The following is a 12,655-nucleotide window of genomic DNA, read 5'->3' on the forward strand; positions in this document are numbered from 1 at the left end:
GTCAGTAAAAATGTTGCTGAGAATCGTTTGAAACGAAAAAAATTTAGTGGAAAAGTTGGGTTGGAAGATTTAGTTGTACATCTAGTTAAAACTTGTTTAAATAACTATTCTTTATTTTATTTTATATGCTATAATTGCCTTTGTTAGAAAGGATGAGTTTATTTCATGATTACATTAAAATCAAAACGCGAAATTGATGCAATGGAAGAATCAGGAGCGCTTTTAGCTTCAATTCATGTTCAACTTCGTGATTTTATTAAACCTGGAGTCACTACTTGGGATATCGATCAATTTGTCCAAAGAAAAATTGAAGAAGCAGGCGGATCTGCTCCTCAAATTGGTTATGAAGGATATAAATACGCAACGTGTCAAAGTATTAATGATGAAATTTGTCACGGTTTTCCACGTCGTAAGCCTTTAAAATCAGGAGATTTGGTTAAAGTTGACTTTTGTGTGGAATTAAAAGGCGCTTTATCGGATTCATGTTGGAGTTACATTGTTGGTGAAAGCAGTCCAGAAATCGACCACCTATATGAAGTGACAAAGAAAGCTTTATACTTAGGAATTCAACAAGCAAAAGTTGGAAATCGTATCGGGGACATTGGACACGCAATCCAAACATATGTGGAAAGTGAAGGGTTGTCTGTTGTTCGTGATTTTATCGGACATGGAATTGGACCAACGATTCATGAAAGCCCAGCAGTTCCTCACTACGGCGAACCAGGAAAGGGTCTTCGTTTAAAAGAAGGAATGGTTATTACGATTGAGCCAATGGTGAATACTGGAACTTGGAAAGCAGAAATGGAAAGTAATGGGTGGACCGCTCATACATTAGATGGTGGGTTAAGCTGCCAATTTGAACATACATTAGCCATTACAAAAGATGGTCCACGTATTTTAACATTACAAAAAGATCACGCAGAAGATGTGTTGAACTAAGGAGAGGAAGTAAATATGGCAATTTTAGTAACAGGTGGAGCTGGATATATCGGTTCTCATACAGTCATTGAATTAGATAAAGCAGGGTTTGACGTTGTGATTGTTGACAACTTTTCAAACAGCTCACCAGAAGTATTGAACCGCTTAAAAACAATCACAGGAAAGGATTTCCCTCTTTATGAAGGAGATATTTTAGATCGTGATTTCTTAGTATCCGTTTTTGAAAAAGAAAATATCGATTCAGTCATTCATTTTGCAGGGTTCAAGGCTGTGGGCGAATCTGTAGAAAAACCTTTAGAATACTATCACAACAATATCACGGGAACATTAGTGTTATTAGACGTAATGCGTCAATTTAACGTGAAGGATATCGTATTCAGCTCAAGTGCGACTGTATATGGTATGAATAATGTCGTTCCTTTTAAAGAAGAGATGCCTACAAGTGCAACAAATCCTTATGGTTATACAAAAGTAATGTTAGAACAAATTTTAAATGACGTTGCTTTCTCAGATAGTGACTGGTCTGTCACAAATTTACGTTACTTCAATCCAATTGGAGCGCATGAGAGTGGTTTGATTGGAGAAGCGCCAAACGGAATTCCAAACAACTTAATGCCATACATCACTCAAGTGGCTGTTGGTAAACGCGAATTCTTAAGCGTGTTTGGTGACGACTACGATACACATGATGGTACTGGAGTTCGTGACTACATCCACGTTGTTGATTTAGCTCGTGGGCACGTACTTGCAGTTAAAAACAATGCGGCACAAAAAGGTGCAAAAGTCTTTAACTTAGGAACTGGTATTGGATACAGTGTGTTAGATTTAGTAAAAGCATTTATCGCGGAAAATGGAGTGGATATTCCTTATAAAATTGCACCTCGTCGTGCAGGAGATATTGCAACTTGTTATGCGAATGCTTCAAAAGCGAAAGAAGTGCTAGGATGGGTAGCTGAAAAGAACTTAAACGATATGGTTCGCGACTCATGGAACTGGCAAAAGAAAAATCCAGAGGGCTATTAGAAATAATTTTTAATACTGCTGAAATTTAAGTCAAAAGAACTCCTTTGGAGTTTTTATTATGGCAGAAATGGTAGGATACCAGCTTGAGCCTTTGTCTCAAGCTTACCAAGCTTCAAAGGGAGAGTAACGACTCATCGTAACTCTCCCTAATTCACATTGGTTATGATTCCCTACCATTGCCATAATAACTCCAAGGAGTTCTTTCTTTTGAATACAATCAAGGGGATTCTAATAGCCCTCTGTGAAGCGAAAGAGAAGAGTGCTAATAGTTTGTCGGAGTTGTTATTGTGGCAAGAATAGTAGGATACCGGCTTGAGCCTGATGTCTCAAGCCTACCAAGCTTCAAAGGGAGAGTAACGAAAAATCGTAACTCTCCCTAATTCACATTGGTTATAAATTCCTACTACTGCCACAATAACTCCTAGGAGTTATTTCTTTTGAATACAACGAAAGGGGTTCTGATTCCCCTCAGTGGAAAAAACAGCTATTACGAATCCAATCGTAATAGCTATTTTGTTTATCTTTTTACACGTTTTAAGGCTTCTTTGAAAATCGGGTATATGATTGGGACTGCAATAATAGTAAGGATGGCTGAACCGAAAGTCCCTGTAATCTTATTGATGGCTTGAATGAATGCAGGTTCTAATGCGAGACCACCGACAATCATTCCTCGAAAGAATGTGTATTTAATGATATTGAGGATGATTTTTACAATAGCAGCAATAACACCGACCGCAATAACATTGGCGATTTTGTCATCTTTATTCATTGCTTTTTCGTATACAAGATGGATTATATAGCAGACAATTAATGATTCAAGAATAGTTTGCCAAGCAACATCTGCGTAATTATTAAGGATGTCGAAAAGGCCAAAACCGATTGAAGCGGCCATTGCACCTTGTTTTGTTCCAAATAATAAACATCCCACAACAACAAGAGCGTTCCCAAAATGGACAAATTGTGTGGTGAATGGCATTTGAATTCTAAAAATACTTACGCCTAAATAAATTAAAGCTGCGAATAAACTTGTCTGCAATAAATTTCTTAATTCTGTATTTTTCATAATGACACCTCAGTAGTAAATTTTGTAGTAAGCATTCCAAGTTTTTTCTCGATTGGGAGACCAAATGGAATTCGTTCAGGTTGTTGGCTGCTCAGTTGAAGCACTTCGTCTATGAATTTGAGTGTGAACGATAGGGCTTCTTCAACGGACATGTCTTGAAGGATGCACGCAGTTGTTAAAGCGGCCAGTGTATCGCCTGTACCGTAAAAATGATGCGGGTATTTTGTTGTATAAAAGTCAGAAAATGAATCCGTCTCTTTTAAATACAGTTGAGCCCCCGTTAACTCTTCGCTATCCGGGCAACCGGTAATAATGATGTACTTCGGTCCAAGTAGAGCTAGTTTCTTAGCTAGTTTTTTTGTGAAATCTATCGTGATTTTTCCAGTTGGATACGCTGTTTCGGTTAATAAGCATGCTTCCGTAATATTGGGATACATCACATCAGCATGTTGAATGAGTTTTCTCATCGCGTCAACGTGTTCTGCTGTAAATCCGCTATATAACTTTCCGTTATCCCCCATGATTGGATCGACAAAAATTTTCGTAGACTCTGGCAATTTTTCAATGGTATCGACCATTAATTCAATTTGTTCTGTGTTTCGGAAGTATCCTGTTAAAATAGCGTCCGGGTTTAATTCCAGATTTTCCCATTGACAAAGTGACTGCCTCATAAATTCAGTTTGCTCTGCAATCGCGATATTTTTGAATCCACCGGTATGAGATGATAGAAGTACTGTTGGTAGTAGTATCGTTTCAATCTGACAACAAGCAAAAATCGGGATAGCGGGGGCAAGTGCGACCTTGCCAATTCCAGGTAAGTCGTTTGCGATTAATATTTTTTTCATATCTATTCCTCGAGTTTCAATGTATCTGTATTGTAAAACGGGACAGGTGAGGATACAATAAGGATGAAAATAAACTGTACCGGTACAGTGGAGGCGTGTCATGTATCAATATCAGCAATTAGCACAAGCATTAAAAAGCGAAATATTAAGCGGAACTCTGCAAAAAGGGGATAAACTACCTTCGATTCGAGAATTAGCTGCACGCTACGGAGTAAATAAGGATACGGTACAACGAGCCTTGCGTAGTCTAAAAGATGAAAGTTTTATTTATGCGGTCGAAAAAAGTGGCTTTTATGTATTAAAGAATTCTGAGCCGAAATCGTTGAAGGAATTTGAAGAAGACTATTCTCAACTTCCGATTGAGGACTTGCGCATATGCTTTAATCAATCGCTTGCTAGTGCGCATGATCTAAAACTAACTAAAAAAGAGCAAGCTTCTGGGATGGATGAATTGATTCAGGCGTTAATGCCTATTTTAGAAGAGTATGGGGTATATGCTTCGAAGGAACAACTAGTTATCACGACTGGAACTCAACAAGCGCTCTATATTTTGTTACAGCTGATTCAAGGGAAAAAGGTTTTGCTCGAACAACCGACTTATGCACGAATGAATGAATTGGTGAAGCATTTGAACATTCCGTACGAAACGATTGATCGCAGAATTGACGGAGAAATTGATTTAAACCGATTAGAGGAATTGTTTTCGAGTGGAAAATTTTCACTATTCTATACGATTTCTAGGTTTCATAACCCTCTTGGTGGAAGTTATAGTGAAGCGACAAAGAAAAAAATTGTAGAACTAGCGAGACGTTACTCTGTATATATTATTGAAGACGATTATATGGCAGACTTTATAGAGGGGAATGCAACACCACTTCATTATTACGATATGGATGGAAGAGTTATTTACGTAAAATCCTTTTCGTCTATTTTGTTTTCAGCCTTGAAAATAGGGATTGTTGTCTTACCAAAAGAATTGGTAGAAACTTTTTCAATGCGCAAGCAGTGGATGGATTACGATTCGAACGTGATGATGCAAAAGACGTTTGCCCTTTTTATTGAAAATGGAATGTTTGCGAAGCATCGTAAAGAAATGGTCGAAAAATATATTGAAAAAAGTAAGCGCGCTAGAAATTGGTTGATGTCGTTAGGAATCCACGAAGGAGTTCTTCACGGTACACAATGGGTATTTAAGAAAACAACGATGATGGATGAAAAACTAAAAGCGATGAATCTGAAAGCTAAAGTGCTTGATGATTACTTTATCTCGAAAAATGCTCCGTCATTAGAACGATTGGATTTGGCTAAAATCCGCGAAATTTAGGTAAAAAGAAAGGTTAACAATTTATCTAAAAAATTTGCAAAACTCACACTTATTTGGTATAGTAACTACAATAATAATCGATCTCTATAAGGGAGTAACTGGCAACCAATCGTTGCGATAATATCAACAGCAAGCGAATTCTCGCTGGTATTATCTTGAACAGTGAGACTTATGTTTATTATCAAAAGGATGATGGGCATAAGTCTCTCTTTTTATAGAAAAAGAAAAGGAGTGTATTTTGTTGGAACAACAAACAAAACCCGTATATTTACAGTCGACAGAGGAAGTTTTTAAAGAGGTTCAATCTAGTCCTTCTGGATTAAGTTCGCAAGAAGCTGCTTCTAGACTTGAAAAGTACGGCGCAAACACATTACAGGAAGGTAAGAAAAAATCACTTTTAGAAAAATTTGTGGATCAATTTAAAGATTTCATGATTTTAGTGCTTTTAGTTGCTGCGGTTGTTTCAATGTTTGCGCATAGTGGTGAACCAGATCCGACAGATGCCATTATTATTTTAGCAGTTGTATTACTGAATGCTATTTTAGGGGTGTTCCAAGAATCAAAAGCTGAAGAAGCTATCGAAGCGTTGAAGAAAATGGCTTCACCTGTAGCAAGTGTTTTGCGTGACGGACATGTGGAGCATGTTAAAGGGGAAGATATCGTAGTCGGAGACATCGTTATCCTTGAAGCTGGGGATGTCGTGCCAGCGGATATGCGTTTATTCGAAGTAAACACAGTAAAAATCGAAGAGTCAGCTTTAACAGGGGAATCTGTTCCTGTTGATAAAGACTTAGTGATTCCTATAGGAGATGAAGTAGGGATTGGAGACCGTACCAATATGGCGTTCTCAAGTACAAACGTAACTTATGGCCGCGCTATAGGTGTGGTTACAAGTACTGGTATGAATACAGAAGTTGGTAAGATTGCTAATATGTTAGCCAATACGGAAGAAGGGAAAACTCCTCTTCAAGAAAACCAAGATGCGCTTGGAAAATGGTTAACAATCATGATTTTAGTGATTGCCGTGATTATCTTCGTGGTAGGGATGCTTAGAGGAAATGAATGGACTCATATGTTATTAACAGCGATTGCGATTGCCGTTGCTGCGATTCCAGAAGGATTACCTGCCATTTCAACCATTATCCTTGCGTTAGGAACTCAAAAAATGGCGCAACGTAACGCACTTGTTCGTAAATTGCCAGCGGTTGAAACATTAGGTGGAGTGGAAATTATCTGTTCCGACAAAACAGGTACATTAACACTCAACCAGATGACAGTTGAAAAAATGGTTTATGACAACGAAATTCATGATGCGTCAGAAGAGATTTCTCAAGACAACATCGCGCTTCGTGTCATGAACTTAGCCAACGACACTAAGATTTCTCAAGACAATTCATTATTAGGGGACCCAACTGAAACAGCGATGGTTCAATACGGTCTTGATAAAAACTATGATGTACGTGAAGAGTTAGTGAACATTCCTCGTATTGCAGAAGTTCCATTCGATTCAACTCGTAAATTAATGACAACGATCCATCAATTAGAAGACGGTAAATACTTGGTTGCAACTAAAGGTGCTCCAGATATGTTATTAGACCGTGTGACTAAGATTGAAAAACATGGTGAAGTTTCTGCGTTTACAGAAGATGACCGTACAACATTGATGAAATTAAATAAAGAAATGGCCACTCAAGCGCTTCGTGTGTTAGCAATGGCATACAAAGTGATTGATACTCTTCCTGAAACAATCGACACAGATTCAATCGAACATGATTTAATCTTTGCGGGGTTAGTAGGAATGATTGACCCAGAGCGTAAAGAAGCAGCTGCTGCGATTAAAGTGGCTCAATCAGCTGGTATCCGTACAATCATGATTACTGGTGACCACCGTGATACAGCCCAAGCGATTGCAAAACGTTTAGGGATTCTTCGTCCAGAGCAAGAAGACGGAGTATTAACAGGTGGCGAATTAAACGATATTTCGGATGAAGAATTAGAACGTACTGTTGAAACGTACTCTGTATATGCTCGTGTATCTCCAGAACACAAAGTTCGTATCGTAAAAGCTTGGCAAAAGAATGGTAAAGTTGTTTCGATGACAGGGGATGGGGTAAACGATGCTCCTTCACTTAAGCAAGCCGATATCGGTGTTGGTATGGGAATTACAGGTACTGAGGTTTCTAAAGGTGCTTCAGATATGGTACTTGCCGATGACAACTTCGAAACAATCGTAGTAGCTGTTGAAGAAGGACGTAAAGTTTTTTCGAATATCCAAAAAGCGGTTCAATATTTACTATCTGCCAACTTTGGTGAAGTAATGACGATGTTTGTTGCGACAATGGCTGGCTGGTCAATTCTAGAACCAATCCATATTTTATGGATCAACTTAGTAACAGACGTATTCCCAGCGATTGCTTTGGGCCTTGAAGAAGCAGAAGCAGATATCATGAACCACCCACCACGCGGTAAGAGCTCGAACTTCTTATCAAACGGTGTGTTACCAAGTATCTTCTACCAAGGTTTCTTCGAAGGTGGTATTACTTTGTTTGTATTCTGGTATGCAACTGAAGTAGCGAAATGGGGCAATCCAGTTGGGGAAACAATGGCATTTGCAACATTAGGTTTAATTCAATTGTTCCATGCGTTCAACGTGAAATCAGTGTACAAATCACTTGGTGAAGTTGGTGCATTCAAGAATAAGATGTTTAACTATGCAATCCTATTATCAGCTGTAATGCTTCTAAGCGTAATGGTGATTCCTGGATTAACAACGGTGTTTGACGTAGCAACTCTAACAGCGGGTCAATGGTTGTTTGTAGTTGGCTCAGCATTCTCAATTGTTCCAATCGTTGAAATTGCTAAAGCAATTATGCGCGTAATGGGAATGGATAAAGATTAATTGACTCAAAAAGGCTCACTATTAGTGAGCCTTTTTCGTATATGAAAGTAAATTAGAGAGTTAAACTTTTATTCGTCTGTGTATTTTGCTAAAATATTTTAAGTAGATTGGAGTGTGGGGATATGGTCATTACAAAAATTGAGGCGCAGAAGAAAAAAGGGCGTTACAATATTTATTTGAATGAGGCTTTTGCCTTTGGTGTAGATGAGGCAACAGTTGTAAAGTATGCCTTATTTAAAGGAACCAAACTGACAAAAGAACAAATTGAAGAAATTCAGCATGATGATTGTATTCAGCAAGCCTATCAAAAAGCATTACACTTTTTAAACTTCAAGCTTCGTTCGACGAAGGAAGTCTATGAAAAATTAGAAAAATTGGAATTCGATGACGATATTATTAATGAAGTTCTTGGGAAGCTGCATGAGCAGAATTTTATTAATGATACGTTTTATGCAGAAAGTTACTTAAATCAAGCTAAGTTTGTGACGTTCAAAGGCCCAAAGTCTGTTGTTTTTGATTTGCAAAAGAAGGGAATTAGCGATAAGGTCATTCAAACAGTGCTTGCAGGATATACGCTGAAAGAGCAACTTGAAAATGCGATTCAAATTGCGCAGTCGTATTTAAAAGGACAAAAGCGTGTCACAACCAAAGTGGCTAAGCAAAAAGTAAAAGTATTTGTGATGCAAAAAGGGTATTCGAAAGAAATCGCTGAAGAAGTGATTCCGTTTTTATCGTTTGAAGCGCAAAGTGAGATGGAAGCGGAATTGGCAGTAAAAGAGATTGCAACGATTTACCGACGTATTGCAAAAAAATACGAAGAGAATGAATCAGCGCTCTGGTATCAAATCAAAGGGAAGTTGTATCAAAAAGGATTTACTTCTAGTGTGATTGAACAAGCCATTGCGCAATTTGAAATGGAGAAAGAAGAATGGATTTAGCCGGTATTGGCGTAAAAATGTGGGACGAGAAGAAAATCAAGCGTTTTAGAAAGGCGCTACTAGATTGGTACGATAAAGAAAAACGAGATTTGCCGTGGAGAAGAACGCAAAATCCATATTTCATTTGGGTGAGCGAAATCATGCTTCAACAAACAAGAGTAGATACAGTAATTCCTTATTATGAACGTTTCCTAGAAACTTTTCCAACTATAAAAGATTTAGCGGAAGCTCCTGAAGAGACTTTATTAAAATGCTGGGAAGGACTTGGATATTACTCACGAGTACGTAATATGCAAAAGGCAGCTATTCAAGTGATGGAAGAGTTTGGTGGAGAATTTCCAAATACTTATGGCGGAATCCTATCGTTAAAAGGGATAGGCCCTTATACTGCTGGAGCGATTGCAAGTATTGCGTTTGGAATTCCTGAACCAGCAGTCGATGGGAATTTGATGCGAGTCATTAGTAGACTTTTTGAAGTGAATTTAGATATTGGAAATCCAAGCAATCGATGGGCTTTCCAAGAAATTGCTGGAATTCTTATTGATCCTGATAGACCAGGGGATTTTAATCAAGCTTTGATGGATTTAGGTTCCGATATCGAATCTCCAGTGAATCCTCATCCAGAAGATAGTCCGGTGAAGGATTTCAGTGCTGCCTATTTAAATGGAACGATGCATATTTATCCGATTAAGAAACCTAAGAAAAAACCAACTCCAATGAAATGGAGAGCCTTTGTGGTTAAGGATGATAAAGGAAGATTTTTAGTTGAAAAAAATACACAGGCTGATTTACTCAGTGGCTTTTGGCATTTCCCATTGATTCGTGATTTTAGTACAATTGGAGAATCGATTGACTTGTTTGAAGGCGTATTAGAAGAAACTTCAAATTACGAAATCAATCAGAATATACCATTAGAAGTGCAATTCGAAAGTCTTTACAAAATGAAATTAACACCGATTCGACTGCTTCCTAAATCGGTCAAGCATATTTTTAGTCACCAACGATGGGATATTGAATTACAATATGCGAACGCATCAGGGGAGTTGAAGAATAATTCGTCTAAAACTCTAAAGTGGGTTACTAAAGAAGAGATGAAACTTCTGCCTCAATCAAGAGTTCAAGGAAAAATGTGCGAGATTTTAGTTGGACAAGAGCTTTTATAAATGAATGAGCTAAAATCGCATCGCTGTACTGTTTTTTGTTCACAGAATGGTAGAAATATGCTATACTACTAATGATTTGAAAAACACTAAGAGTTATCTCTTAAATAGATACAGAAAGTTGGATATAGTGGTGCACAATCCCAGAGAAGGAGAATTCATCACTGTCAAGAGTTATAAACATGATGGTAGTCTTCATCGCACCTGGCGCGATAGCATGATTTTGAAGACAAGCGATCAAGCTATTATCGCTTGTAATGATCATACTCTTGTGACTGAGTCCGATGGAAGAAGATGGTTGACGAGGGAGCCAGCGTTACTTTATTATCATAAACATTATTGGTTTAATATTGTGACGATGATTCGCCAAAAGGGAATATCTTATTATTGTAATCTTGCTTCACCGTATGTATTGGATGCTGAGGCGTTGAAATATATCGATTATGATTTAGATATTAAGATTTTTCCAGACGGCGAAAAAAGATTGCTTGATGTCGATGAGTATGAATTACATCGCCGTCAAATGCATTATTCGAAAGAAATTGATCAAATCCTAAAGGCGAATGTAGAAATTCTTGTGGATTGGATTAATAATAAAAAAGGGCCGTTCTCGCCAGAATATGTCGATTTATGGTATGAAAGATATATTCAATTAACCTATCGTAAATCATAACTCATGATAGCTGAGTTAAAAGCAAGTAGCAGAGGCTGCTTGCTTTTTTGTTATTTAGGATAAATTTTTAGGTACCTTCTATTAATACATCAGCGCTTTTGGTAGAATAGAACTAGAGTGAAGGAGGAGTTTCCATGTCAAAAATCAAAGAGTTACAACTGAGTTCAGATATTCGCGGTATTGCTATTGCGACAGAAGAGTTTGATGCAACGTTGACAGTAGAAGAGAGTCGTTTAATTGCGAGTGCTTTCGTAAAATGGTTACAGAAACGGTATCCGTCTAAAATTTTAACGGATTTAATTGTTGGAATTGGTCGTGATAGTCGTATTAGTGGACCGGATTTAACAAAAGAATTTATTAAAGTGTTATCGGCTTATGGTGTTCACGTGATCGATTTTGAAATGGCGACGACTCCAAGTATGTTTATGGGACTCAATTTGAAGAATTTAACTGCGACGCAACAGCGATGTTTACTGCGAGTCATTTACCATATTATTACAATGGGCTGAAATTTTTCACGCGTGAAGGCGGATTAGAGTCCAGTGATATTCGTGATATCATTTCATTGGTGGATGAAAAGGAAGGAATTCCACAAGGAACGGTTTCTACTATAGAAGTAAAAAGTATTTTTGAACGTTACAGTCATCATTTAGTGGAGTTGATTCGTAAGGGAAGTCAGAGTGAAAAAGAAAAACCACTTGAAGGATTACATATTATAGTCGATGCTGGGAATGGAGCAGGCGGTTTCTTTGTAAAAAGTGTACTAGAAGAACTAGGTGCTGAAACGGAAGGTTCGCAATTCTTAGATCCTGATGGAACATTCCCAAATCATATTCCGAACCCAGATAATAAAGAAGCAATGGAAAGTATTAAGAATCAAGTTTTAGCTGTCAATGCTGATTATGGAGTGATTTTTGATACAGATGTGGATAGAGCTGCGGTTGTAACAGGAAGTGGGGAACTTCTCAATAGAAATAATTTAATTGCTGTTTTAAGTGTGATTGCGATAAGTGAGCACCTCGGAACAACAATAGTAACAAATTCTCCTACAACCGAACACTTGAAAAAATTCATTATGGATTTAGGTGGACGTCAATATCGACATATATCTGGGTACCGTAATGTTATAAACAAAGCAATCGAACTAAATAACCAAGGAATTGATTGTCAGCTTGCGATAGAAACAAGTGGTCATGCAGCGTTCAAAGAGAATTACTTCTTAGATGATGGAGCATATGTGGTCGCAAAAATACTAATGTTGCTTCCTAGATTGGTTGCTCAAGGGGATACCTTAGATACATTAATTAAAAAGTTAGTACAACCAAAAGAGGTTGTGGAAGTTCGATTTAAGATTGAAACTGAAGATTTTAAAACTAAAGGGATAGAAGTTATCAAAGATTTCCCTAATTGGATTCCGAAAGACTGGGTAGTAAATCCAGAAAACGAAGAAGGAGTTCGAATTGACTTTAAAGGGGAATATGGGAATGGATGGCTTCTGTTACGGATGAGTCTACATGAGCCGCTTTTAGTATTACAAATTGAAAATGATATGGTGGGGTATCAAACTAAGATTCTTAAAACAATGAATAATATTTTAAATCGTTATCCAGAACTCAATCAGAATAAACTTGAAGCTATGTTATAATAGTGATTAAAAAGATACAGTTTGCATTTTTTGTGAACTGTATTATTTTTTTATAAAAAGTATATCTTTTCAGTTGCAAACCAAAACTGAATATGATAAATTAATATCACTGTTGAGCGAACGTTCGCTTATAAAACAGTTTCAAA

9 protein-coding genes and 1 pseudogene are annotated in these 12,655 nt (G+C 37.5%); 8 read left to right on the plus strand and 2 right to left on the minus strand.

What is annotated here, in order from left to right:
• The first annotated feature begins 165 nt into the window (after nucleotides 1-165).
• Both map and galE read left to right on the plus strand, forming a co-directional pair.
• Nucleotides 166-939 carry a type I methionyl aminopeptidase gene (map, locus tag Q0594_RS05835; RefSeq protein WP_298730447.1) on the plus strand — a complete coding sequence of 258 codons (774 nt, stop codon included), beginning with the start codon at nucleotides 166-168 and terminating at the stop codon, nucleotides 937-939.
• A gap of 15 nt (nucleotides 940-954) precedes the next feature.
• Nucleotides 955-1,962: a UDP-glucose 4-epimerase GalE gene (gene galE, locus Q0594_RS05840; RefSeq protein ID WP_298730449.1), complete on the plus strand. Its 1,008-nt coding sequence runs from the start codon at nucleotides 955-957 to the stop codon at nucleotides 1,960-1,962.
• A 517-nt stretch (nucleotides 1,963-2,479) separates the two neighbouring features.
• On the opposite strand, the gene Q0594_RS05845 is transcribed toward galE, so the two are convergent.
• On the minus strand, nucleotides 2,480-3,025 hold the full coding sequence (locus Q0594_RS05845) for an ECF transporter S component (RefSeq protein WP_298730451.1): 546 nt from the start codon (nucleotides 3,023-3,025) through the stop codon (nucleotides 2,480-2,482).
• On the minus strand, nucleotides 3,022-3,870 hold the full coding sequence (locus tag Q0594_RS05850; RefSeq protein WP_298730453.1) for a pyridoxamine kinase: 849 nt from the start codon (nucleotides 3,868-3,870) through the stop codon (nucleotides 3,022-3,024). The genes Q0594_RS05845 and Q0594_RS05850 overlap by 4 nt, the downstream gene beginning before the upstream one ends.
• A gap of 100 nt (nucleotides 3,871-3,970) precedes the next feature.
• Here Q0594_RS05850 and Q0594_RS05855 point away from each other — a divergent pair, with 100 nt between their 5' ends.
• The 6 genes and pseudogenes from Q0594_RS05855 to Q0594_RS05880 all read left to right on the plus strand — a co-directional run bounded on the left by Q0594_RS05855 (nucleotide 3,971) and on the right by Q0594_RS05880 (nucleotide 12,509).
• Complete coding sequence (locus Q0594_RS05855; protein ID WP_298730454.1) at nucleotides 3,971-5,194, plus strand: PLP-dependent aminotransferase family protein; 1,224 nt, start codon at nucleotides 3,971-3,973, stop codon at nucleotides 5,192-5,194.
• A gap of 241 nt (nucleotides 5,195-5,435) precedes the next feature.
• On the plus strand, nucleotides 5,436-8,093 hold the full coding sequence (locus Q0594_RS05860) for a cation-translocating P-type ATPase (RefSeq protein ID WP_298730457.1): 2,658 nt from the start codon (nucleotides 5,436-5,438) through the stop codon (nucleotides 8,091-8,093).
• 122 nt (nucleotides 8,094-8,215) lie between these two features.
• Nucleotides 8,216-9,031 (plus strand): RecX family transcriptional regulator, encoded by an 816-nt coding sequence (locus Q0594_RS05865; protein ID WP_298730459.1) that lies wholly within the window; start codon nucleotides 8,216-8,218, stop codon nucleotides 9,029-9,031.
• Nucleotides 9,022-10,194, plus strand: a complete 1,173-nt coding sequence (gene mutY / locus Q0594_RS05870; protein ID WP_298730461.1) for an A/G-specific adenine glycosylase — start codon at nucleotides 9,022-9,024, stop codon at nucleotides 10,192-10,194. The genes Q0594_RS05865 and mutY overlap by 10 nt, the downstream gene beginning before the upstream one ends.
• A 130-nt stretch (nucleotides 10,195-10,324) precedes the next feature.
• The gene (locus Q0594_RS05875; protein WP_039849260.1) at nucleotides 10,325-10,864 is read left to right on the plus strand and encodes a DUF402 domain-containing protein; all 540 of its coding nucleotides are present in this window, start codon (nucleotides 10,325-10,327) and stop codon (nucleotides 10,862-10,864) included.
• Between the two features lie 134 nt (nucleotides 10,865-10,998).
• Nucleotides 10,999-12,509: pseudogene (locus Q0594_RS05880) on the plus strand (phosphomannomutase/phosphoglucomutase).
• Nucleotides 12,510-12,655: the final 146 nt, after the last annotated feature.

It is taken from the genome of uncultured Granulicatella sp. (assembly GCF_938030755.1).
Lineage (GTDB): Bacteria > Bacillota > Bacilli > Lactobacillales > Aerococcaceae > Granulicatella.